Source organism: Methylobacterium sp. J-118, from assembly GCF_057836565.1.
Genome location: NZ_JBYQFA010000001.1, coordinates 5,538,251 through 5,560,188, shown reverse-complemented (window position 1 = coordinate 5,560,188; position 21,938 = coordinate 5,538,251). Strand labels below are relative to the sequence as shown.

Here is a 21,938-nt window from a genome sequence, read left to right as displayed (position 1 = left end):
TTCCGTTCTGCAGTGCTCGGGAGCACTGATAGATCTGGGTACATTTAGTGCGGCACAACGACGGTCCGGCCGTCCTTCGCGGCCCGTAGGATCGCGTCCAGCACCACCATGTTGTTGTAGCCATCCCGTGCAGACACGAGCGGCGTGGCCCGACTGCGGATCACGTCGATGAAATGGGCGATCTGGCGCTCCAGCGGGTCGGCCCGGTCGGTCTCGAGTTCGCGGCTCTCGAAGGGTCGCCACCAGGATGGTGCTTCGGCACCGGAATAAAGTCTTGCCTTCATACTTGGGAAATCGAGCGATCCATTTGTACCGGCCAGATGGTAGGCGTATTCATCCTCATAGTATGGATATGCTGCATTCTCGCCGCTGGTCATCTCCCAACTCTTGCTGCTGGCTGCGACATCCGAGAGGATGAAAGTGCCGAGGCATCCGTTGTGGAAGCGGAGCCCCATCGCGAGGGTGTCCTCAACGGGGAACCCCCGCACGGCATTGCTAGCGAGCGCGACAACACGCTCCACCTCGCCGCATAGCGACCGCATGATGCCGATCTCGTGGATCAGGTTGATGAGGGCCGGCCCCCCGCCCGGCCGGCTTCGCCAAGGTCCGTCCGCGAAATATTCGGTGGGCTTGTAGAACTGGGCCGAGCCCTGGACGGTCACCAGCCGGCCGAATTCTGGCGCCTGGACGAACGCGCGGGCCCGCTGCAGCAACGGGCTGTGCGCCCGGTGATGTCCGGTCATCACCGGGACGCCGCTTTTCTCGGACGCCTCCACGATCGCCCGTGCGGTGCCGAGGTCATCGGATAGCGGCTTCTCCACCAGTGTCGGCAGACCGGCTGCGATGCAGGAAAGCGCCTGCGGGCCGTGGTTCCCGTTGGGTGAACTGATGATCGCACCCTCGAAGCGGGAGCCCGCCAGCGCGTCTTCGATGGTGGTGTGGAAACTGGCCCCGATGCCCTCGGCGGCGTCGCGGTGGCCGTTCCTGTCCGGAGCGACGATCGCGGCCAGGACGCAATCGTCCCGCTCGCGGATTCGCGCCGCATGGACGAGGCCGATCAAGCCAGGGCCGGATAGGAGCAATCTGAGCGGTTGATGCATGCGATCGACCCCGCCGCCGTTACGCTGAAGGGGTGTGCTTAGCTTCAAAAATCGTCGCTCTGTCAAGTTAAGCCGAGAAAACCATGGGTTGTTATAACGACCATTCAAGTAAAGTTTGATTTTTTTGAAGCAAATATTCCATTTGTATTATTTCATTACGCAGGTAGATTTTTATGATAGGCAATTTTGTATCTTATTTTTTCGCGTTTCAAAAATTTCAGACAATCTCTGTTTCACATTAGAGATTTTTTGATTTTCAATTCGCTTTTTTTAATTTGTAAAACATGTCTTTGGCGTTCAGTCATTTGGATTTCGCCTTCGCTGAAAAAGTATCCTATGTTTTGTTGAGGGATCGAATTATATCACCAGCCATCGAGCGTGAGGGAATGTGCAGGTTGATCGGTGCCCTCGACGGGCGACGGGCCGTCTGCGCGTCGATCACGCCGATGCGAATGCCCCGATCGCGGCGGTGGCCGTGTCGACACCGCCGCAATCGGCGGCTTGGATGGCGGGCTCGGCGTCGGGGCTTTGCCCTGGCCGACCGGCCCGCCCGGGGGGGGTGACGGGCTCCGGGGCTGAACCGGCGGTCGCTTCGGGGGCGCGCGTTCTGATGGATCCCGGCCGGTTCGACGCGCACCGCCGTCACGGAGGCAGGCTTTCATCCGGCGGGCGGTGATTGCGGGCCGGTCAAGACGCTGGCGCGCAGGGCCGGCCGCAGGGGCCCGGGAGAAGATACAGGGTGTCTCCTCGACGCGCCGGCCGCAGGCCCGCTTCCGCGACGAGCCGCCCCCCGCTCTTTTGAGGACTATCCGGGCATGATAACCCAACGCCCGGATCTCACGCGCGGGCGTCCCATCGCGGCGCGGCACGCACAACACGGGTGGATGGCGATCCATCCGAGGCCCGATGGCGCACGGTGAGGCGCGGGACATGACGAAAGCGACAGCACGTGATTGCCGCCCCGAAAGACCCTGACCCTCTCGCCGGCTGGCGCTTTTCCGTCGCCCCGATGATGCACTGGACGGATCGCCACTGTCGGGCGTTCCACAGGACGCTCTCGACGCGCGCGCGGCTCTACACCGAGATGGTGACAACGGGGGCGGTGCTGCACGGTCCGCGCGAGCGCCTGCTCGGCTTCTCGGAGGTCGAGCACCCGGTCGCCGTCCAGCTCGGCGGCTCGGACCCGGCGGAGCTGGCGCGGGCCGCGCGGATCGCTGCGGAATTCGGCTACGACGAGGTCAACCTCAATGTCGGCTGCCCCTCGGACCGGGTGCAGGACGGCCGCTTCGGCGCCTGCCTCATGCGCGAGCCGGCCCTGGTCGCCGATTGCGTGGCCGCCATGAAGGCGGCGGTCGCCGTGCCGGTGACGGTCAAGTGCCGCATCGGGGTCGACGATCAGGATCCCGAGGCGGCCCTCGACGCCCTGGCCGACGCGGTGGTGGCCGCGGGCGTCGACGGGGTGATCGTCCATGCCCGCAAGGCCTGGCTCCAGGGCCTCTCACCCAAGGAGAACCGCGACGTGCCGCCGCTCGATTACGGCCGGGCGGCACGGCTGAAGCAGCGGCTGCCGGGCCTGCCGCTCGCGGTGAATGGCGGCCTGCGCGATCTCGACGCCGCCCAAGCCCGCCTCGCCGAGGTCGACGGCGTCATGATCGGCCGCGCCGCCTATGCCGAGCCGGCCCTGCTTCTGGGCGTGGATCCCGCGCTGTTCGGAACCCCCGCACCGGCCCCCGACGCCTTCGCGGCGGTCGAGGCGTTCGAGCCGTATATCGCCGCGATCCTGGCCAGCGGGGAGCGCCTCCACGCGGTGACCCGGCACATGCTCGGGCTGTTCAACGGCCGGCCCGGCGCCCGGGCCTACCGGCGCCACCTCTCGACCCATGGGCTGCGGCCCGAGGCCGGGCTTTCGACCCTGCGCGAGGCCGTGGCGCTGGTCTCCCGGGAGGTGCCCACGGCGCGGGCGGCCTGAGCCGAAGGCCCGTCAGGGCGGGCTCAGGATCAGGCGGTCGCCACGGACCGCATAGCCCGACAGGCGTTGCAGGAAGCTCTGTCCGAGAAGATTGGCCGACAGCGCGCCGGGCTTGACCACCATGGCGTTCAGCCGCCGCTCCGTGATCGGACCGATGCTGAGCGAGTCGAGCTGGACCGGCGCCGCGTAGGCGATGCCGTTGGCCGTGGACACGCGCGCCGTGAACGCCGCGGCGGCGGGTGCGAGGCCGAGGGCGGCGGCGTTCTCGGCGGTCAGGACGACGCTGCTCGCGCCCGTATCGAACAGGAACGCTTGCGGTCGGCCGTTGACCTCGGCCTCGACCCGGAATTCGCCATCCGCCCGCCGGACGATCGTGACGGCACCGTCAGGGCCCGGGATCGCGGTTCCGGGCCGCACCGCACCGACCACCCGGGCGCCGAGGCCCCGGAGCCGATCCCGCTCGCCGTAGCCGATGACCAGGGCGAGGCCGATCAGCGCCCAGGCGAGGAGCGCTCGCAGGTTCGCGCCGAGCGAGGCGGTGAACGTCCGCCAGAACCCGGCCACCACCAGGATGAGGATCATCCCGGTCCAGGCGAGGCTCGCGAGCTGGTCCTGCCCGATCAGGCCGCCGACGCTGTCGCTGCCGTCGCTGAGCACGAGGGCGGCGAGGACCAGCGCGAGGGCGGCGAGCCCGATCAGGATCATGACGGCTGCGCCACCTCCGGCGGCGTCAGGTGGGCCGCGCGCATCCGGGCGCCGAGCCCGGCCATGACGGTGCGGCGCTGCGACTCCGACATCCTGCCCCAGGCGGCGATCTCGTCGCGGGTCCGGCCGCAGCCGCGGCACAGCCCGGTGACGGGTTCGAGCACGCAGACCCCGGTGCAGGGGGAGGAGGGTTTTTGCGCGGGCGGCATCCGAAAACCCTGGCCGGCGGATCGTGGCCAGGTCATGACCGATCAGGGCGCCGCGGCCGGGGCGTCACCCCGCCGCCGCGACCAGGGCCAGCAGGGCGGCGATCTCGGAGACCTGCTGGCAGGCCCCGATCACGTCCCCCGTCTGGCCGCCGATCTTTTTCCGCGCCAGCCGCGTCAGGCCCAGGGCCGCGAGGCCCGCGCACGGGATCATCAGCGCGATGCCGCCGAAGGGCAGGCCGAGGGGAACGGCGGCGAGCGCCAGACCCGCGCCGAGGCCGAGGGCGGTGGCGAGGCTCGCCCGATCCGGGCGTCCGACCGAGGCGGAGAGCCCCCCCGGGCGTGCGGGCTCCAGCAGCACCATCGGGGCCAGGGCGGCGACCCGCGACACAGCGGCGGCGAGCCCGAGCGCGGTGGCGGCCGCGTAGCCGGTGCGGTCGAGGAGCGTCGCCAGGGCGCCGATGCGCAGGGCCAGCGCCAGCACCAGCGCCGCCCCGCCATAGGCGCCGATGCGGCTGTCGCGCATGATCTCCAGGCGGCGCTCCCGGGTCGTGCCGCCGCCGAAACCGTCCGCCACGTCGGCGAGGCCGTCCTCGTGGAGGGCCCCCGTGGCCACCACCAGGACCGCGACGGCAAGCGTCGCCGCCAGGAACGGCCCGAGCCCGATCCACCAGCCCGCCGCCAGCACCAGGGCGGCCGGCAGGGCGACGATCACGCCGGCCAGGGGCAGCATCCGCGGCAGGCGGGTGAAATCCGGACTGCGATGCGGATCCGGCTCCCCGGGCAGTTGCGGCACGGGCAGGCGGGAGTAGAACCGCACGCACCCGGCGAGGTCGTACAGGGCGCCGCGCCCGGGCCAGTCGGCCTCGCCGCCGGTCTGCCTGTCCATCGCGGTCTCCCGCACCGCCCGCCGGTGGCGCGGGCCGGCCCGGTATACCCGCCCCGATCCGGCTCCGTCTGCCCGCGCCCACAGGAAATCATCGCCGCCATGACCGAGGCCAGCCCGTTCGACGATATCCGCAACCTGCTGCGGGCGATGCCCGGACCCGACCAGGAGGCGCAGGACGCCGTCGCCGCAAGGGACGCCACCCTGACCAAACCCGCGGGCTCCCTCGGGCGGCTGGAGAGCCTCGTGTCCTGGCTGGCAGCCTGGCAGGGCAAGGCGCCGCCGAGTTTCGACCGCCCCCTGGTCTGCGTCTTCGCCGGCAGCCACGGGGTGACGCGGCGGGGCGTCTCGGCTTTCCCGGACGCGGTCAACCGGCAGATGCTCGACAATTTCGCGGCGGGCGGAGCCGCGATCAACCAGATCTGCGCGGCCTACGGGCTCGGCTTCAAGGTGTTCGACCTCGCCCTCGACCTGCCGACCGGCGACATCACGGAAGGGCCGGCCCTCGACGAGCGCGCCACCGTCGCCACCATGGCGTTCGGCATGGAGGCGGTGGCCGCGGGCACCGACTGCCTCGGCATCGGCGAGATGGGCATCGGCAACACCACGGTGGCCGCCGCCCTCTATGCCGCCCTGTTCGGCGGCGATCCCGCCCACTGGGTCGGGCACGGCACGGGCGTGGACCGGGAGGGCTTAAGCCGGAAGGTCGCGGCCGTGGAGGCGGCGCTCGCCCACCATGCCGGCCATCTCGGCGATCCGCTCCAGGTGCTCGCCCGCTTCGGCGGCCGGGAGATCGCCGCCATGGTGGGGGCGATCCTGGCGGCGCGGCTGCAGCGGATCCCGGTGGTGATCGACGGCTACGTGGCGACCGCCGCAGCGGCCGTGCTGCACGCCGCCGATCCGTCCGCCCTCGACCATTGCCTCGCCGGCCACGTCTCGGCGGAGGGCGTCCACGCCGAGGTTCTGGAGCGGCTCGGCCTCGTGCCGCTGCTGGCGCTCGGCATGCGGCTCGGCGAGGCCTCCGGTGCCGCCATGGCGATGGGCATGCTCAAGGGGGCGCTGGCCTGCCACACCGGCATGGCGACCTTCGCGCAAGCGGGGGTGTCCGGGAAGGGAGCGGCTCCCACGGGCTGACGCGTCGGGGTTTTACCCCGGCCCCCCACCAAAGGGACACGGCCCTTTGGAATCCCCGATCATACCGACGGCCGTAGACACGGACTCTTCCAGCGTTTGGCCGTCAGTAAGCGCGAACGCGCGTCGCCGCTCATGCGGCGGTTGGCCCACGAGGCGTCAGCCTCATGGGCCACGGGTCTCAGCCGGTTTTCTCGATGTTCCAGAAGAACTGGACGGGGGCCATGACCATGCCCTTGAGCTTGGTGCTGACGGCCATCGGCTGTTGCACGAGGCCCGCCGGGGCGTAGGGGACGACCTCGAAGGCGCGCGCCTCGATGCGCGCGGCCAGCGCCTTCTGCTGCGCCTCGTCCCCCGTGGCGATCCATTCGCTCCGCAGCGATTCCAGCGTCGGGTCGTCCGGCCAGCCGAACCAGGCGGCCGGACCGTTGGCCCGGATCAGCGGGTGCAGGGCTGGATTGAGCACGTCCGCCCCCGACCACAGGGTGTGGAAGACCGACCAGCCGCCGGCATCGACGGGCCCGCGGTTGCCGCGGCGGGCGATGAAGCTGCCCCAGTCGGTCGAGACCAGGTCGACGTTCATCCCGAGCTGCTTGAGCAGGTCCTGGGTCACCAGCGACTGGTTGTAGGCGATGGGCTGGTCGGCAGGGGCGAGCAGCACGATCGTCTCACCCTTATAGCCGGCCTTGGCCAGCATCGCCTTGGCCTTGGCGAGGTCCTCCTGCATGGCGGCGCCCCCGCCGGCGCCGGTCGACATCGGCGAGCCCGGCGTGAAGAAGGTCTTGGCCTCCCGGTAGTAGTCCGGGTCGCCCACCACCGCCTGCATGTAGTCGTCCTGCTTCATGGCCATCATCACGGCCCGGCGGATCTCGGGATTGTTGAACGGCGGCTGCGTGTGGTTGAACCGCATCAGCAGGATCAGCCCGAGCGGCACGTTGCGGATCTCGATCCCCGGCTTGCCTTTGAGCACGGGGATCAGGTCGATCGCCGGCTGCTCGTACCAGTCGACCGCGCGCTGGATCATCGCGCCGACCGCCGCCGAAGCCTCCGTGATCGCCAGCCACTCGATCCGGTCGACCTTGGCGACCTTGCCGCCGGCCGCCCAGGAGGGCGCCTCCTCCCGGGGCCGGTAGCCAGCATGGCGGGTGTAGATCGCGTTCTGGCCCGGGATCCATTCCCGCGCCTCGAAGCGCCAGGGCCCGGAGCCCATGGCATCGGCGATCGGCTTGGACGCGTCCTGGAGCGCGATGCGCTCCGGCATGATGAAGGGCACGTTGGAGGACAGCTTGCCCAAAGCCGCCGGGAGCAGGGGGAACGGCCGCTTCAGACTGATGGTGAAGGTCCGCGCGTCCGCCTGGCCGTATTCCGCCACGAAGCCCGCGAGCGTCTGCCCGAACGCGTCCCGCTTGGACCAGCGCGCTATGGACGCGATGCAGTCCTTGGCCTCGACGGGGGTGCCGTCGTGGAAGCTGAGGCCGTCCCGGAGATGGAAGGTCCAGCGCAGGCCGTCGGGCGCGGTCTGCCAGTCGCTCACCATCTGCGGCTGGATCCGGAAGTTCTCGTCCGTGGCGAATAACGTGTCGTAGACGAGGTAGCCGTGGTTGCGGATGACGTAGCTCGTGGCGACGATCGGATCGAGGGACGGCAGCGGCGTCGACGGGATGAAGCGCAGCACGCTACCGCCGGGCTGGGCCCGGGCGACGTACGGGCGGCCGATGCCGGCGGCGGCCGCGCAGGCGGTCCCGGCCAGAAGCTGGCGGCGGTCGAGCGTCATCGCGGGCACCCTTTCCGGATCGAGCCCCGACGCCCGATCGATTTTATACAATTTCAACACCCGACTGCTGCCGTCAAGGGTCCCGCGGCGCTTCCGGGACGGATGGGGAGCGAACCATGAAGAACCGGACCATCGCAAGTTCGATCGGGTTCGAGATCCGGCGGCGCATCCTCGATGGGCGCTATCCGGCCGGCTCGCAGCTCCGCCAGGACGGCCTCGCGTCGGAGTTCGGCGCCAGCCGGATCCCGGTCCGGGAAGCCCTGTTCCAGCTCGAGGCTGAGGGCCTCGTGCGGATCCACCCGCACCGGGGTGCGACGGTGGCCCCGCTCTCGCCGGCCGACGCGGCCGAAGCCCTCGAACTCCGGGGCGTTCTCGAACCACGCCTCCTCGCCCTGTCGACGCCCCGGCTGACCGGGGGCGACTTCGATCGGGCGGACGCCCTGCTGGAGGACTACGCGGCGGCGCTGCGCGACGGGGCGACTGCGCGCTGGGGCACCCTCAACACGGAGTTGCACCTGCTCCTGTACAGCCGGGCCGACCGCCCCCGCACCCTCGGGATCGTCGGCGCGCTGCTGGCGGAGTGCGACCGCTACACCCGCCTGCAGCTCTCCACCGATGCGGCGGAGCTGGAGCGAGCGGACCGCGAGCATCGGGAGATCGTCCGGCTGTGCCGGAACGGTCACGCCTCGGCCGCCTGTGCCCTCCTGGCCGACCATATCGACCACGTCGCCGCCTCGCTGATGGCCTTTCTGGGCACGGCGCCAAAGCCATAGATCCCGCGGTTGATTGTATAAAATCCTTGCCCGAATCGCCCGCTGCTGCCATGGGGAGACGCGCCGTCCCGCGAGGCCGCCAGGCCGGCGGGGACGATCCCCCTCCCAGCAGACGAGCCGGCGATGGCCTCCGACCGACAGATCTTCTCCGGCACGATCCCGGCCCTGATGACGCCCTGCCGGCCGGACCGCACGCCCGATCTCGACGCCCTCGCCCGGAAGGGGCGGGACCTCGTCGATGCCGGGATGTCGGCGGTGGTCTATTGCGGCTCGATGGGCGATTGGCCGCTGCTGACCGACGCGGAGCGGATGGCGGGCGTCGAGCGGCTGCTGGCCGCCGGCGTCCCGGTGATCGTGGGGACCGGCGCGCAGAACCCAAAGGCGGCGGCGGCGCTCGCGGCCCACGCCAAAGCGGCCGGGGCGCAGGGCCTGATGATCATCCCGCGGGTCCTGTCGCGCGGCAGCTCGGCGGCGGCGCAGGAGGCCCATTTCGCCGGCATCCTGGAGGCGGCCGTCGACCTGCCGTCGGTGATCTACAACAGCCCCTATTACGGCTTCGAGACCCGGGCGGAACTGTTCTTCCGCCTGCGCGACCGGTACCCGCACCTCGTCGGGTTCAAGGAGTTCGGCGGCGCCCAGGCGCTCACCTACGCGGCCGAGCACATCACCGGCCAGGCGCCCGACATCACCCTGATGGTCGGGGTGGATACGCAGGTGGTGCACGGCTACGTCAATTGCGGCGCCCGGGGCGCCATCACGGGCATCGGCAACGTCCTGCCGCGGGAGGTGCTGCACCTCGTCGCCCTGTGCGAGAAGGCGGCCGCCGGCGACGTCCTGGCCCGGCGGCGGGCGGAGGAGCTCGACGCCGCCCTCGCGATCCTGTCGAGCTTCGACGAGGGGACCGACCTCGTCCTGTACTACAAGCACCTGATGGTGCTGGAGGGGAACGCGGAATACGCGCTCCACTTCAACGCCTCCGACGCGTTGAGCGCCGGGCAGCGCTACTACGCGGAGAATCAGTTGCGGATCTTCAAGGCGTGGTACGCGCGGTGGTCGGAGGAGAGCGGCCAGGACTGACCTTCGCCACAGCGGCCATCCTCGGCCGTCGGGGCGGCGCGGGGCACGCCCCGGGACACAGCGCCTTTGCGCGGGACGGCCGGTCGGCGCTATTGCGGGTGCGAAATCGGTCCCAGCCCGCGAACCCCCCCATGAAGATCACCCAAGCCTTCACCTTCGAGGCGGCCCACCGCCTGCCGAACGTGCCCGAGACCCATCGCTGCCACCGGATGCACGGGCATTCCTACCGGGTCGAGCTGACCGTGGCCGGGCCGGTCGATCCCCACACGGGCTGGGTGATCGACTTCTACGAGATCGAGTCGATCTTCGGCCCGCTGCTCGCCCGGCTCGACCACCATTGCCTCAACGAGATCGAGGGCCTGGAGAATCCCACCGCCGAGATCATCGCGGCCTGGATCTGGCATCGCCTGCGACCGGACCTGCCGGGCCTCGCCCGGGTGCGGGTCGCGGAGACCCCGATGTCCTGGGCGGAATACGATGGCGACTGAGACCGTGAGACCGGGTGACCACTCAGCGCTTGTGCTGTTCTCCGGCGGCCAGGATTCGGCGACCTGCCTCGCCTGGGCGCTGGACCGATTCGACCACGTCGAGACGCTGGGCTTTGACTACGGCCAGCGCCACCGGGTCGAGCTCGACCGCCGGGCCACGCTCCGGGACGGGATGGGGCGCATCGATACGGCCTGGGCCTCACGCCTCGGCGACGACCACACGATCGCCCTCGACGCCCTGGGCAAAATCTCCGAGACGGCGCTGACCCGGGATGCGGCGATCGGTTACGAAGCGTCGGGCCTGCCCAACACCTTCGTGCCCGGGCGCAACATCGTGTTCCTGACCTTCGCGGCGGCGCTCGCCTACCGGCGGGGCCTGCGCCACGTGGTCGGCGGCATGTGCGAGACCGACTATTCCGGCTATCCCGATTGCCGCGACGACACGATCAAGGCGCTGCAGGTGGCGCTGAACCTCGGCATGGACCGCCGCTTCGTGCTGCACACACCGCTGATGTGGCTCGACAAGGCGCAGACCTGGAGCCTTGCCGAGACCCTGGGGGGGGCGGCGCTGGTCGACCTGATCGTCGAGGAGAGCCACACCTGCTATCTCGGCGCGCGCGGACAGCGGCATCCCTGGGGCTACGGCTGCGGCACCTGCCCGGCCTGCCAGCTGCGGGCGGCGGGCTACGCGCGCTTCATGGCGTCCTGAGCCCATCGACTAGCACCGCCAGCGTCCCCCGGAAGGCGTCGGGACTCGCGAACAGGCGCTCCATCAGCAGCGCCCCCTCCAGGGTGGCGATGACGTAGCGGGCAAGCGCCGCCGGATCCGCGCCCGCGCGCACGCTTCCCGCCGCTTGGCCCTCCCGCAGGACCGCCTCCAGCCAGGCGAGGTGATCCGCGAAGAAGGCCGCGATGTCCCGGCGGAGGCGCTCGGGCAGGGCCTCGCCCTCGATGGCGAGCGCCGCGCACAGGCAGCCGAGCCCCTGCTCGACCCCGCCCAGATAGAGTTTGCCGTAGGCCTCCACCCGGCCCGGCCCGTCCGTACCGTCGGCGCGGATCACCGCCAGGGCGGCGGCGTAGCGGGCCGCGTAGGCCGCCACCAGGGCGGCCCCGAGATCGACCTTGGTGGGGAAGTGGTGGTGGATGCTCGCTTTGCGGATGCCCACCGCCTCCGCGAGGTCGGCATAGCTGAACCCGGCATAGCCGCGCCCCCGGACCAGGGTCTCGGCCTGCATCAGCAGCTCGGCGCGGGTGTCTCGCATCGCCTGAACCGTCTCGTCCGGCTCGCGCGAACGTGTCACCGTCCGGCGTCCGTTCCCCTGTCTGCCACTTGCCCGCCCAAAGATCTACCTACTTAATGGTAGATAACAAGATCAGGAGGATTCGGCATGACGGCGTCCGCCGTCCAACCGTGGGAATCCGTCGTCGCGGGCCGCCGCACCGTATCGCGGCGCGGCGCGCTGTTCGGCGGCCTGTGCCTCTGCTGCCTGCCGACCCTCGGCCGCGCCGCCGAATCTTTTACGATGGCGGAGGTCGGGCCGGGCATCTTCATGCGCAAGGGCCTGATCGCCGACGCCACCGCCGAGAATGCCGACGCCATCGCCAATATCGGCTTCGTCATCGGCCGGGACGGCGTGCTGGTCACCGAATCCGGCGGCAGCCTCGCCGACGGCCAATGGCTGCGCGCCGAGATCGCCAAACGCACCCCCAAGCCGATCACCCACGTGGTGCTGACCCATGTCCACCCGGACCATGTCTTCGGGGCGGGGGCGTTCGTGCAGGACAAGCCGGTCTTCATCGGCCACGCCAAGCTCACCGAGGCGCTCTCGGCCCGGGGCGAATTCTACCGCAAGCGCCTGAGCGATCTCCTCGGCGAAGACCGGACCGGGCCGGTGGTCTACCCGACGATGACCGTGGCCGACACGGCCGAGATCGACCTCGGCGACCGCCGCCTGACCTTCACGGCGCATGGCCCGGCGCACACCACCTCGGACCTGTCGATGATCGACTCGGGCAGCGGCCTGCTGTTTCCCGCCGACCTGCTGTTCGTGAACCGCATCCCCTCCCTCGACGGCAGCCTGAAGGGCTGGCTGAAGGAGGCCGAGCGCCTGAAGGCCATGGGTCCCGCCCGGGCGGTGCCGGGCCACGGGCCGGTGACGGTGGATCTCGCCCCGGCGCTCGCCGACCTCACCGGCTACCTGACGGCGCTGCGCGACGGCACCCGCGCGGCGATCGCCAAGGACGTGTCGATCGAGAAGGCGGTCGACAGCGTCGCGAAGGGTCAGCGGGACAAGTGGGCGCTGTTCGACACCTACAACGGCCGCAACGTTACCGTAGCCTACCAAGAACTCGAGTGGGACTAAGTTTCCGGACCGCCCTATCGTAACCAGACGGGAGACACGCCATGACCTCCAGGATCAACAGGACCGTTCTCGCCCTCGGGCTCGCCCTCGCGGCGACCGCCGTGACCGGGCCGCTCGCCGGCGCCGCGCGGGCCGCGGGCGCCTCCGACACGGATCAGGAGCGGGCCGCCCGCTGGCACGAGATCGCCACGTCGATCTTCGGCGACCGCGCGATCACGCCGACCGACAGCCTCGTGAAGATCGATGCGCCCGTGCGCGCCCTCGACGCCGCCCTGGTGCCGATCACCCTGACCATGCCCAAGGACGGGCAGATCAAGGCGGTGTCGCTGATCATCGACGACAACCCGGCGCCCTACGCGGCCCGGTTCGCGTTCGGCCCGGCCGCCGACCCGGCGGAGCTGAAGCTGCGCGTGCGGGTCAACAACTACACCGACATGCACGCCGTGGTGGAGACGCAGGACGGCAAGCTCTACGAGGCCAAGCAGTTCGTGAAGGCGTCCGGCGGCTGCTCGGCCCCGATGGGCATGAGCGACGAGGAGGCCATGAAGGGTATGGGCGACATGCGCATGAAGTTCGCCGACGCCCAGCCCGGCCAGCCCGTGGAGGCGACGCTGATGGTCCGCCACCCGAACTTCTCCGGCATGCAGATGAACCAGGTCACCCGGGACTTCACGCCGGCCCGCTACATCGACAAGATCGTCGTCTCGGCCGGCGATCAGACGGTCTTCACCCTGACGGGCGACATCTCGATCTCCTCGAACCCGGTGATCAACTTCGCGTTCAAGCCGGACGGCAAGCCGATCCAGGTGGCGGCCTCCGACAACCAGGGCGGGCACTGGCAGCACAGCTTCACCCCGCCGAGCCCGACGAACTGAGCGATGCGGACCGCAGGCCCGATCGTCCGGATCGCAGCGGCCCTGGCGGCGCTCGGCGGCCTCGCCGCCGCGCCGGCCGATTCCCCCGTCAACGTCCCGGAGCCGGAGGGGCTCTATGCCGGTCCACCGAAGGGCTATACGCCGCCGACCCTGACGGGCGCGGCGGTGGTCGACGCCGGCGCCGTCGCCGCCCTGCTGGCGGGGCCGGACAAGCCGGTGCTGATCGACGTGGCGGCGCCGGACCGCAAGCCGTCGAACTTCCCCGCCGGCCGCCTCTGGCTGCCGGTGCACCCCTCGATCCCGGGCGCGGTCTGGCTGCCCGAGGCCGGGGCCGAACCCCTGGCGCCCGAGCGCGAGGCGCTGTTCTACGCGCGCGTCGCCGCGCTGACCGGCAACGACAGGGCCAAGCCCGTCGTGGTCTTCTGCCATGTGGAGTGCTGGGGCAGCTGGAACGCCGCCAAGCGGCTGGTGCGCAAGGGCTATACCGGCATCCGCTGGTTCCCCGAAGGCGTCGAGGGCTGGCAGGACAAGCATGAGACCGCGGCCTTGCGCGTCGATCCGGCCTGGCAGGCGGGGACCGAGCCGCAGGCGGGGCGCTGACCCGGGGGGCAGGGCGGTGTAAGAAGCGCGACGAGGCCTGACACGCGCGTCTCCCTCCCCCCTCTGCGGGGGAGGGAGACGCGCGGATACCGAAAGGGATCTGAACCATGTCGCAGGTCGTGCAGTCCCGCCGGCTCCGGGCGATCGATATCGGCAAGCGCAAGGCCGAGGGGCACAAGATCATCGCGCTCACCGCCTATCACGCCCACACGGCCGGCATCGTCGACCCCTATTGCGACTTCATCCTGGTCGGCGATTCCCTCGGCATGGTCATGCACGGGATGGAATCGACCATTCCCGTGACCCTGGAGATGATGATCCTCCAGGCCCAGGCGGTGATCCGCGGCACCGAGAAGGCGCTCGTCGTGGTCGACATGCCGTTCGGCTCCTACGAGGCGAGCCGGGAGCAGGCCTTCCTCAACGCCGCCCGGGTGCTGAAGGAGACCGGCGCCGGGGCGATCAAAATGGAGGGCGGGGCGCATTTCGCCGAGACCGTGGCGTTCCTGGTCCAGCGCGGCGTGCCGGTGATGGGCCATATCGGCCTCACCCCCCAGGCGGTGAACACGATGGGCGGCTTCAAGGTCCAGGGCCGCGCCCCCGACGACGAGCGTCGCCTCCTGGAGGACGCAAGGGCGATCTCCGAGGCGGGGGCCTTCGCGATCGTGCTGGAGGGCATCGTCGAGCCGGTGGCGCGCGCCATCGCGACATCGCCGCGGGTCACGGCGGCCACGATCGGCATCGGCGCCTCGGCGGTCTGCGACGGGCAGATCCTGGTGCTGGAGGACATGCTCGGCCTGTCCGAGCGCACGCCGAAATTCGTGCGCCAGTTCGGCAGCCTGCGGGGGCATATCGAGGAGGCCGTGAAGGCCTATGCCGAGGAGGTCCGGGCCGGGCGCTTCCCGGCCGAGGACCACACCTACGGGTAGGGGCGCCGTCAGCCCCGCGGCAGCGGCCGGGCCGGGTTGCCGACGACGGTCGCGCCCGCTGGCACGTCGCGGGTGACGACGGCGCCCGCGCCGATGATGGCGTCGTCGCCCACCGTGACGCCGGGCAGGATCAGCGCGCCGCCGCCGATCCAGACATTCGCCCCGACCACGATGGGCCGGCCGGATTCGACGCCCGCCCGGCGCAGCGCCGGATCGCGCGGATGGTCGGCGGTCAGGAACTGCACCCCGGGGCCGACCTGGGTGAGGTCGCCGATCGACACGGGGGCAACGTCGAGGATCACGCAGTTGAAGTTGAGGAACACCCCGTCGCCGATCGCGATGTGCTGGCCGTAATCGCAGAAGAACGGCGGCCGGATTACCGCGTCCGCGCCGACATGGGCGAGGAGTTCGCGCAGGAGGACGCGCCGCTCGTCGGGGGAGGCGTCCAGGGTGGCGTTGTAGCGGACCATCCAGGCGCGGGCGCGCCGCGCGTCGGCGGCGAGTTCCGGGTCGCCGGGCCGGTAGGGCTCGCCGGACAGCATTTTTTGCTTTTCGGTTTTGGTCGTCATGCGGTTTCTCCTGCGGTGCCGGGCGGGGGCCAATCCTGTGCCTGCTTGATGGCCTCGGCCTGCCGAACGCCACGGCGACAGGCCGAGGCCATTGCAGGGGCGTTGAGAGCGACCGTTGATGACCATACGGAAATTCCGTATCGTCTCGCTCGATGACGGCCGACCGGTTCGCTCCCACCAAGGATGCGAGCAATCGCAGGAAGCACAAGCTGTCCCTGGCGTTTGGCGACCGGATCTTCGAGGACGGTGATCATCTGCTCATCCCCAGCATTCGCGAGATCGACGGAGAGGAACGGTTCAAGGTGGTCGGGCTGGTGGAGGGGACGCTGTTCACCGGCGTTTTCGTCTGGCGTGTGGACCGGGCGCGTTTCATCTCGGTGAGAAGGAGCAACACGGGTGAAGAGCGAGCCTATCGCGCTGCCGGCTGATCCGGCGGACGTCGAGGATTTCGATACGACGGCCGAGGCGCTGGACCGCGGTCAGCGTGCCCGCCTGATCCGCAGGACGCGGACCGGGCTCGGCCTGTCGCAATCCGAGTTCGCCAGCCGCTTCCGGGTTTCGATCGGCACGCTGCGCGACTGGGAGCAGGCGCGGACCACGGCACCGGATTTCGCCATCGCCTACATGCGGGTGATCGGGCAGCATCCGGAGATGGTGGCGAAAGCCGTCGCCTAGGCAATCATCGACCGGGTGCTCCCAGCCCGCAGCAGCCGAGCCCCATTACCCCACCCGCCGCAACGGCAGCCGCAGCCCCGGCGCGGGCCGCTCCAGAAGCACCTCCCGGCGGAACCGCACCAGCCGCGCCGGCCGGCCGGCGGCGCCGCTGGTGACGCTCTCGGTCTCCTCCACCAGCCCCTGCTGCGCCACGAGCCGGCGAAAATTCTGCTTGTGCAGTTGCGTCCCCGACAGGGCCTCGACGGTCTTCTGGAGCTGGAGCAGGGTGAATTCCGGCGGCATCAGCTCGAACACCACCGGGCGGTACTTGATCTTGCCCCGCAGCCGGCCGATCGCCGTGGCCAGAACCCGCCGGTGGTCGAAGGCCATGGGCACGCCGGCCGGGTCGTTCGGGAGCGCCGGGCCGGCATTGCCGCCGGCCTCCGGGATCAGCCCGGCCTCGAACAGCAATTCGTAGCGCTCCAGCACGCGCTCCTCGTTCCAGGTGCCGCCGTTCATGCCGAAGGTCAGGCCCAGGCGGTCGAGGCGGCGGGTCCGGGTGGCGCGGTCCTCGGGCTCCCCCGCCCAGGCGGAGAGCCGTTCCGCGATGGCGTCGAGCTGGGGCGGACGACCGTTGCGGAAATCCTCGTAGGGCAGGTAGCGGTACCAGTTCTGCCAAGCCGCCTCGGCGAGGCCGGCCGGGCGCTCCTCGCGGACCAGGGCGAGATAGGCCACCGAGAGGGAGTGCACCTCCGCCATGTCCGAGGCCCCGGAACGGTCGCGGTCGCCGAAGGTGTAGAGCTGCTCCACGTAGCCGAGGCGCTGGTGCGTCTGCCGCTCCACCCAGGCGCGCAGGCCCCGCTCCAGGGTGGCGTGCTCGGGAACCAGCGGACCGGCCGGCAGGCCGTCGCCGCGGCCGGGCGCCTGGTCGGGCACCCGGATCGTGAGGGCGCGCGGCTCCCCCCCGGTCGCGGCGACGATCACCGCGACGAGGCCTACGGAGGAGCGCTCCGGCGGGGCCTGCGCCCCGCGCGCACCCGTCTGCGCCGCGGCACCCTTCATCGTCCCTCGACCGCCTCTCCCCGCCGATCCGCCCTAAGATCTTGATCCACCGCGCGCGCGTCCGCCGACCGGCATCCGCTCCGGCGGCGCGCGCTCTATAGGGGGGCAGGATCGCCGCGCGTCAACGCCGCCGTTGACCGCGCGGCACCGGCGCATGGGACACGCTTGCCAAGCCGGCGGGGGCTGCCCAAACAGGGCCGCCCGGGACGGGCCGGCGCGGCGCCGGCCGGGGCGGGGGCCGAGCGACAGCGATGCCAGAGCGCGCGAACGCCGCATCGACCGGGGGCCGCGCGGTCGACCTGCGGCTCTACGGTCTCCTCGATGTCGGAATCTGCGGCGGCGACGGCGACCGGCTGGGGCGCCTCGGGGCCGAGGCGGTGGCGGGGGGCTGCACCCTGCTCCAGTACCGCGAGAAGGACATCCCGGACGCCCGCGCCGCCCTGGCGCGGATCCGGGCGATCCGGGAGGCGGTGGGCGGACGGGTGCCGGTGCTGGTCAACGACCGGGTCGACCTCGCCCTCGCCGCGGGGGCGGAGGGCGTGCATCTCGGCCAGTGCGACCTCCATCCGGCCGACGCCCGCCGCCTCCTGGGGCCGGACGCGATCATCGGCCTCACGGTGAAGACGGCGGCCCAGGCCGACGAGCTGTACCGGCTGCCCGTGGACTACGCCTGCATCGGCGGCGTGTTCGCCACCACCAGCAAGGACAACCCCGACCCGCCGGTGGGCCTCGACGGCTTTTCCAGCATCGCCTTCCGGGCGCGCCTCGCCCGGGGCGCGGGCCTGCCCCTCGGCGCCATCGCGGGGATCGGCCTGGAGAACGCCGCCGCCGTGATCGCCGCCGGGGCGGACGGCGTCGCGGTGATCACCGCCCTGTTCGGGGCGGAGCCGGTGCGCCCGCGCGCCCGGGACCTGCGCGCCCGGATCGACGCCGCCCTGGCGGAGCGGACGCGGTGAGCGGCCCGATGAGCCGCGGCCCGGTGCCGATCGCCGTGACCATCGCGGGCTCGGATTCCGGCGGCGGCGCCGGCATCCAGGCCGACCTCAAGACCTTCTCGGCGCTCGGCGTCTACGGCGCCAGCGTGATCACGGCGCTGACCGCGCAGAACACCCTCGGCGTCCAGGGCATCCACGACGTGCCGGCGGCGTTCGTGGCCCGGCAGATCGACAGCGTGTTCTCCGACCTCGCGGTGCGCGCCGTGAAGATCGGCATGCTGTCCCGGCCCGCGGTGATCGAAGCGGTGGCCGAGGGTCTCGCGCGCCACGCCGGGGCGATTCCCGTCGTCCTCGACCCCGTGATGGTCGCCACCAGCGGCGACCGGCTGATCGCCGACGACGCCGTGGCGGCGCTCCGGGACCGGCTGATGGCACGGGCCGACCTGATCACCCCCAACCTGCCGGAGGCCGCGGTGCTGCTCGGCGAGTCGGTCGCCGAGGATGACGCCGCGGCGGTGGCGCAGGCCCGGCGGCTCGTGGCGCTCGGCGCCCGGGCGGTGCTGATCAAGGGCGGCCACGGGACGGGGCGGGAGAGTATCGACCACCTCGTGACGGCGGACGGGACCCTGCGGACCCTGGCGGCGCCGCGGATCGCCACCGCCAACACCCACGGCACCGGCTGCACCCTCTCGGCCGCGGTGGCGGCGGGCCTCGCCCGGGGACTGACCCTGCCGGAGGCGGTGGCCAGCGCCAAGGATTACCTCACGGCCGCGCTCGCCGCCGCGGACCGCCTGGGCGTCGGGGCGGGCCACGGGCCGGTCCACCACTTCCACGCCCTCTGGCCGTAGACCGGGCGGGCGGCGGCGCTTTCCAGTGCGCCGAGCCCCCTCCGCCTTGCGCCCGGGCGGCGATTGCGTTTGAAGAAGCGCACGATCGTTCGGATAACGGAACGGCGCAGGCGGACCGGAGATCATGCAGGATCAGGCGGAACGGCCCGACCGGGGACGCGGGCGCGACCTGCTGACCGGGGCGCAGGTGCTCTCCGGCCAGCTCGGCAAGACCATCCAGCGCCTGCGCAAGGCCTACAACCTGTCGCTCTCGGAACTCGCCGAGCAATCGGGCGTGGCCAAGTCGATCATTAGCCAGATCGAGCGCAACGAGACCAACCCGACGCTCGCCACGATCTGGCGGCTCTCCCAGGCCCTCGACGTCTCGATCGAGCGCGTCCTGGCGGCGGGCGACGAGGAGCCGTTCATCGAGAAGACCTCCCGGGCGGACACGCCGATCCTGGTTTCCGAGGACGGCAAGGTGCGGCTCGCCATCATCGGCTGGCTGAAGACGATCGAGTGGCTGCAATGGTACGAGGTCACGGCCGATCCCGGCGGGGTTCTCGATTCGGACCCGCACCAGCGCGGCTCGGTGGAATCACTGTCGGTCGCCGAGGGGGCGTTCGAGGTGGAGATCGGCGGCATCGTGCAGCGGGCCCGGGCCGGCGAGACCCTGCGCTACCGCTGCGACCGGCCCCACCTCGTGCGCTGCACCGACGGACCGGCGCGGGCCACCATGGTGGTGATCCTGAAGGCCGCCGTGATGGAGTGAGGAACCAAGCGGTCGTCTTGCGCGGACGCGCTGCCTGAAACAATCTCTAACGCCGAACGGGATCTATCAGAATCAGAGGCGGCTCGGTGGAGCGCATCAGGCGGTTGCTCTTCGACCATCCGCTCATGAAAGCACTCGGCCTCGGCCTGCTTGGTCTGGTTGGCACCGTGCTGTCGGGCGCCTACATCTTTGAGATCACGACGACACGCGACGGAGTACAGACTCTCGACTGGAGTGCAACGCCACACAGCCGCTCGTTCTAGCTGCTCCTGATCGTCCTCCTGGGCATGGGGTTATACGGGTGGGGCGCCGCCCGCTCTGAAAATCGGGTGCGTCGCGCGTTGAGCGAGACAGATGTCCTGGGCATTGCGTTGCAGGAACTGGTGGGGCCGATGATCGAAGCGGCAAAACGCGATATCCGAGACGGGAAGCTGCGCACGCTCGACGATATCAAGCGCATGTTCGGATCCGAGCCGGGGGATCGCCAGACATGAACGCAGTCTTCACCCAGCACGCCGTCGATCACATGCGCGCGCAGGGCCTCAAAACCGTCGATGTGGATCGGCTTCTTCAACGAGTCGAGCGTGTCGCGCAGGATCGCGAAACACTGACGCATTCGGACGATGTCGTTCGCCTGGGTATGCTCAGCGGCGAGGAGGCTTTCCTCGTTCGCGCCGGTGACATGAGAGCCGTCCTGGCGGTCACCCGCGACCGTCCGGAGCGGGTCGTCGTGGTCGGTGTGTATCGAGCCGACGAGACTCTGCCCGCGTTCGAACTTGAGCCGCGTAATTAGATCGGCATGGCTGGTAAGCAGGCGGTCTTCGTACGTCCCGCCACGCCGGCAGATTTGCACGTCCTGGTCGCGCTGAACGCTATCGTGCAGGCGCTGCACGTGCGGCTGGAGCCGGACGTCTTCAAAGCCGAGGTCGATGCGGCCGAGTTGCGGGCCTTCTTCGCGAGCCTCCTCGACAAGCCCGAGAACGACCTTCTGATCGCCGAGCAGTCCGCCGAGCCGGTCGGCTATCTCTGGTACGAGTTGCAGGAACGTCCCCCCACCGTGCTCACGCAAGCGCGCCGGCGCATCTACATCCAGCGCATCGCGGTCCGTGAATCCCGCCCGCCATGCCGGCGTGGCGACGGCGCTCCTGCGCGCGGTGGAAGGCGCGACCACGGCTCTGCAGGTGGATCGCCTCGTCCTCGACGCGTGGACGCGGAACGAAGAGGCCCTCCGCTTCTTCCAGGGGCGCGGCTTCCGGCCGTTCAACGTCGTGCTGGCCAAGGCGCTGCGGTAGAGCGCGCCTTCGCCGAGACAGGTCCGGCGTCGGCGAGGGCGCTCAGCCGCAGATCGTAGGGCGTGTCCGAAAGGGCCCCGCCCGTCCAATCCTCCACCTCATCCTGTGGCGCCGGAGCGCAGCGGAGGCCTCGAAGGAGCCCTCCCGCCGGCCGCGCGATCCCTGGAGGCCTCCTTCGAGGCCCGCTGGCGCGGGCACCTCAGGATGAGGGCGTGGACGGGACGTCATCCTTCCAGAGGCGCACCGTCTGACGATGCCAGAGCGTTTGCGGACGATGCGGCCTCACCGCCCCGTATTCACCCACCGCACCACGTCGGCCAGCACGGTGATCAGCGCCTGATCGAGGGCGTGGGCGCTGGTACCGGCATCGATCTTGGCCACGGGGACCCGGGCCGTGAAGATCCGGGCGGCGGTCACCTTGCCGGTGCCGTCGGCCACGAGCTTTAGCGACAGGTCAACCACCGCCTCCCCGGTCCCGGCCTGGACGTCGAAGGCGCGGATCTCGCTGATCAGCTGGTAATCGGCCACGACCTTGTCGCCGGGCCGGCTCACCGAGCGCAGCCGACCGGAATTCTCCAGGCTCTGAATGATCCGCGTCTGGATCAGGCGCGGCAGGCGGTCGGCCCATTGGCCGCCGCCCAGGAAGGAGAGGGCGCCGCCGGGTTCGCGCACGATGATCCGGTCGGCCTCGAAGGGCTGGATGCCCACCGGCTCCGAGACCGCGATCGAGCGGACGGCCGCGACCGGCCGCCCGGCTGCGGGCAGGGCCGCCAGGTCGAAGGTGAGGGGCGCGGCGCCGCCGCCGCAGCCGCCCAGCAGGGCAGCGAGCAGCGTAGCGGCGGCAATGTGGGACGAGCGGACCATACACGCAACCTGAAAAGCCCCACCGGCGAACGGCGGAGCTGTATAAGCTATGCGGTTAAAACTACGCCGCCGCGGCATCCGTGCCGTGCG

Annotated in this window: 27 protein-coding genes; 17 read left to right on the top strand and 10 right to left on the bottom strand. The window is 70.6% G+C overall.

The features are described 5' to 3' along the window. Positions 1 to 44: 44 nt before the first annotated feature. Positions 45 to 1,100 (bottom strand): Gfo/Idh/MocA family protein, encoded by a 1,056-nt coding sequence (locus tag AC3IF3_RS27060; protein WP_489230977.1) that lies wholly within the window; start codon positions 1,098 to 1,100, stop codon positions 45 to 47. 949 nt (positions 1,101 to 2,049) lie between these two features. Between AC3IF3_RS27060 and dusA the strand changes: the two genes are divergently transcribed. Next, entirely contained in the window at positions 2,050 to 3,069 is a 1,020-nt protein-coding gene (gene dusA, locus AC3IF3_RS27055) for a tRNA dihydrouridine(20/20a) synthase DusA (RefSeq protein WP_489230976.1), read from the top strand. Positions 3,070 to 3,081: 12 nt separating this feature from the next. Here dusA and AC3IF3_RS27050 read toward each other — a convergent pair whose 3' ends face one another. From AC3IF3_RS27050 to cobS, 3 genes are all read right to left on the bottom strand, one after another. Next, positions 3,082 to 3,774: a retropepsin-like aspartic protease family protein gene (locus AC3IF3_RS27050; RefSeq protein WP_489230975.1), complete on the bottom strand. Its 693-nt coding sequence runs from the start codon at positions 3,772 to 3,774 to the stop codon at positions 3,082 to 3,084. After that, complete coding sequence (locus tag AC3IF3_RS27045; protein ID WP_489231379.1) at positions 3,771 to 3,983, bottom strand: DUF1289 domain-containing protein; 213 nt, start codon at positions 3,981 to 3,983, stop codon at positions 3,771 to 3,773. The genes AC3IF3_RS27050 and AC3IF3_RS27045 overlap by 4 nt, the downstream gene beginning before the upstream one ends. Positions 3,984 to 4,047: 64 nt before the next feature. After that, complete coding sequence (cobS, locus tag AC3IF3_RS27040; protein WP_489230974.1) at positions 4,048 to 4,869, bottom strand: adenosylcobinamide-GDP ribazoletransferase; 822 nt, start codon at positions 4,867 to 4,869, stop codon at positions 4,048 to 4,050. 99 nt (positions 4,870 to 4,968) lie between these two features. On the opposite strand from cobS, the gene cobT reads away from it, so the two are divergent. Further along, a complete protein-coding gene (gene cobT, locus AC3IF3_RS27035) occupies positions 4,969 to 6,000 on the top strand; it encodes a nicotinate-nucleotide--dimethylbenzimidazole phosphoribosyltransferase (protein WP_489230973.1) in 1,032 nt (343 codons plus the stop codon). 178 nt (positions 6,001 to 6,178) lie between these two features. Here the strand turns inward: cobT and AC3IF3_RS27030 are convergent, their stop codons facing one another. Continuing rightward, positions 6,179 to 7,771: an ABC transporter substrate-binding protein gene (locus tag AC3IF3_RS27030; RefSeq protein WP_489230972.1), complete on the bottom strand. Its 1,593-nt coding sequence runs from the start codon at positions 7,769 to 7,771 to the stop codon at positions 6,179 to 6,181. 116 nt (positions 7,772 to 7,887) lie between these two features. Between AC3IF3_RS27030 and AC3IF3_RS27025 the strand changes: the two genes are divergently transcribed. From AC3IF3_RS27025 to queC, 4 genes are all read left to right on the top strand, one after another. Beyond that, entirely contained in the window at positions 7,888 to 8,544 is a 657-nt protein-coding gene (locus AC3IF3_RS27025; protein ID WP_489230971.1) for a GntR family transcriptional regulator, read from the top strand. A gap of 123 nt (positions 8,545 to 8,667) precedes the next feature. Next, entirely contained in the window at positions 8,668 to 9,621 is a 954-nt protein-coding gene (locus AC3IF3_RS27020; protein ID WP_489230970.1) for a dihydrodipicolinate synthase family protein, read from the top strand. A gap of 131 nt (positions 9,622 to 9,752) precedes the next feature. Next, positions 9,753 to 10,109 carry a 6-carboxytetrahydropterin synthase QueD gene (gene queD, locus AC3IF3_RS27015; RefSeq protein WP_243967747.1) on the top strand — a complete coding sequence of 119 codons (357 nt, stop codon included), beginning with the start codon at positions 9,753 to 9,755 and terminating at the stop codon, positions 10,107 to 10,109. Then, positions 10,099 to 10,818 carry a 7-cyano-7-deazaguanine synthase QueC gene (gene queC / locus AC3IF3_RS27010; protein ID WP_243967748.1) on the top strand — a complete coding sequence of 240 codons (720 nt, stop codon included), beginning with the start codon at positions 10,099 to 10,101 and terminating at the stop codon, positions 10,816 to 10,818. Before queD ends, queC begins: the two co-directional genes overlap by 11 nt. Here queC and AC3IF3_RS27005 read toward each other — a convergent pair. Further along, the gene (locus AC3IF3_RS27005) at positions 10,805 to 11,371 is read right to left on the bottom strand and encodes a TetR/AcrR family transcriptional regulator (protein ID WP_489231378.1); all 567 of its coding nucleotides are present in this window, start codon (positions 11,369 to 11,371) and stop codon (positions 10,805 to 10,807) included. The genes queC and AC3IF3_RS27005 overlap by 14 nt on opposite strands. Positions 11,372 to 11,497: 126 nt before the next feature. Between AC3IF3_RS27005 and AC3IF3_RS27000 the strand changes: the two genes are divergently transcribed. The 4 genes from AC3IF3_RS27000 (at position 11,498) to panB (ending at position 14,873) form a co-directional block, all read left to right on the top strand. Then, positions 11,498 to 12,472: a quinoprotein relay system zinc metallohydrolase 2 gene (locus AC3IF3_RS27000; RefSeq protein WP_489230969.1), complete on the top strand. Its 975-nt coding sequence runs from the start codon at positions 11,498 to 11,500 to the stop codon at positions 12,470 to 12,472. 41 nt (positions 12,473 to 12,513) lie between these two features. After that, positions 12,514 to 13,347: a quinoprotein dehydrogenase-associated SoxYZ-like carrier gene (locus AC3IF3_RS26995; RefSeq protein ID WP_243967750.1), complete on the top strand. Its 834-nt coding sequence runs from the start codon at positions 12,514 to 12,516 to the stop codon at positions 13,345 to 13,347. 3 nt (positions 13,348 to 13,350) lie between these two features. After that, positions 13,351 to 13,947: a rhodanese-like domain-containing protein gene (locus tag AC3IF3_RS26990; protein ID WP_489219080.1), complete on the top strand. Its 597-nt coding sequence runs from the start codon at positions 13,351 to 13,353 to the stop codon at positions 13,945 to 13,947. Positions 13,948 to 14,054: 107 nt separating this feature from the next. After that, positions 14,055 to 14,873, top strand: coding sequence for a 3-methyl-2-oxobutanoate hydroxymethyltransferase (gene panB, locus AC3IF3_RS26985; protein WP_489230968.1), 819 nt, complete (start codon positions 14,055 to 14,057; stop codon positions 14,871 to 14,873). Between the two features lie 8 nt (positions 14,874 to 14,881). Here panB and AC3IF3_RS26980 read toward each other — a convergent pair whose 3' ends face one another. Next, complete coding sequence (locus AC3IF3_RS26980) at positions 14,882 to 15,442, bottom strand: sugar O-acetyltransferase (protein WP_489219078.1); 561 nt, start codon at positions 15,440 to 15,442, stop codon at positions 14,882 to 14,884. Positions 15,443 to 15,594: 152 nt separating this feature from the next. Between AC3IF3_RS26980 and AC3IF3_RS26975 the strand changes: the two genes are divergently transcribed. Beyond that, positions 15,595 to 15,870: a BrnT family toxin gene (locus tag AC3IF3_RS26975; protein ID WP_489230967.1), complete on the top strand. Its 276-nt coding sequence runs from the start codon at positions 15,595 to 15,597 to the stop codon at positions 15,868 to 15,870. Continuing rightward, positions 15,839 to 16,117, top strand: coding sequence for a helix-turn-helix domain-containing protein (locus AC3IF3_RS26970; RefSeq protein ID WP_489230966.1), 279 nt, complete (start codon positions 15,839 to 15,841; stop codon positions 16,115 to 16,117). Before AC3IF3_RS26975 ends, AC3IF3_RS26970 begins: the two co-directional genes overlap by 32 nt. A 45-nt stretch (positions 16,118 to 16,162) precedes the next feature. Here AC3IF3_RS26970 and AC3IF3_RS26965 read toward each other — a convergent pair whose 3' ends face one another. Then, complete coding sequence (locus tag AC3IF3_RS26965) at positions 16,163 to 17,158, bottom strand: NUDIX hydrolase (protein WP_243967757.1); 996 nt, start codon at positions 17,156 to 17,158, stop codon at positions 16,163 to 16,165. Between the two features lie 251 nt (positions 17,159 to 17,409). On the opposite strand from AC3IF3_RS26965, the gene AC3IF3_RS26960 reads away from it, so the two are divergent. The 4 genes from AC3IF3_RS26960 to AC3IF3_RS26945 all read left to right on the top strand — a co-directional run bounded on the left by AC3IF3_RS26960 (position 17,410) and on the right by AC3IF3_RS26945 (position 19,955). Continuing rightward, complete coding sequence (locus AC3IF3_RS26960; RefSeq protein WP_489230965.1) at positions 17,410 to 18,114, top strand: thiamine phosphate synthase; 705 nt, start codon at positions 17,410 to 17,412, stop codon at positions 18,112 to 18,114. A gap of 8 nt (positions 18,115 to 18,122) precedes the next feature. Continuing rightward, on the top strand, positions 18,123 to 18,941 hold the full coding sequence (thiD, locus tag AC3IF3_RS26955; protein ID WP_489231377.1) for a bifunctional hydroxymethylpyrimidine kinase/phosphomethylpyrimidine kinase: 819 nt from the start codon (positions 18,123 to 18,125) through the stop codon (positions 18,939 to 18,941). Positions 18,942 to 19,065: 124 nt separating this feature from the next. After that, complete coding sequence (locus AC3IF3_RS26950) at positions 19,066 to 19,692, top strand: helix-turn-helix domain-containing protein (protein WP_243967760.1); 627 nt, start codon at positions 19,066 to 19,068, stop codon at positions 19,690 to 19,692. 86 nt (positions 19,693 to 19,778) lie between these two features. After that, complete coding sequence (locus AC3IF3_RS26945; RefSeq protein WP_243967761.1) at positions 19,779 to 19,955, top strand: hypothetical protein; 177 nt, start codon at positions 19,779 to 19,781, stop codon at positions 19,953 to 19,955. Here AC3IF3_RS26945 and AC3IF3_RS26940 read toward each other — a convergent pair. Next, positions 19,952 to 20,761, bottom strand: a complete 810-nt coding sequence (locus AC3IF3_RS26940) for a hypothetical protein (protein ID WP_489230964.1) — start codon at positions 20,759 to 20,761, stop codon at positions 19,952 to 19,954. The two genes, AC3IF3_RS26945 and AC3IF3_RS26940, sit on opposite strands and share 4 nt — an antisense overlap. Before the next feature lie 37 nt (positions 20,762 to 20,798). On the opposite strand from AC3IF3_RS26940, the gene AC3IF3_RS26935 reads away from it, so the two are divergent. Then, the gene (locus AC3IF3_RS26935) at positions 20,799 to 20,984 is read left to right on the top strand and encodes a GNAT family N-acetyltransferase (RefSeq protein WP_489230963.1); all 186 of its coding nucleotides are present in this window, start codon (positions 20,799 to 20,801) and stop codon (positions 20,982 to 20,984) included. 282 nt (positions 20,985 to 21,266) lie between these two features. Here the strand turns inward: AC3IF3_RS26935 and AC3IF3_RS26930 are convergent, their stop codons facing one another. Continuing rightward, a complete protein-coding gene (locus tag AC3IF3_RS26930; RefSeq protein WP_243967767.1) occupies positions 21,267 to 21,848 on the bottom strand; it encodes an ABC-type transport auxiliary lipoprotein family protein in 582 nt (193 codons plus the stop codon). Positions 21,849 to 21,938 lie beyond the last annotated feature (90 nt).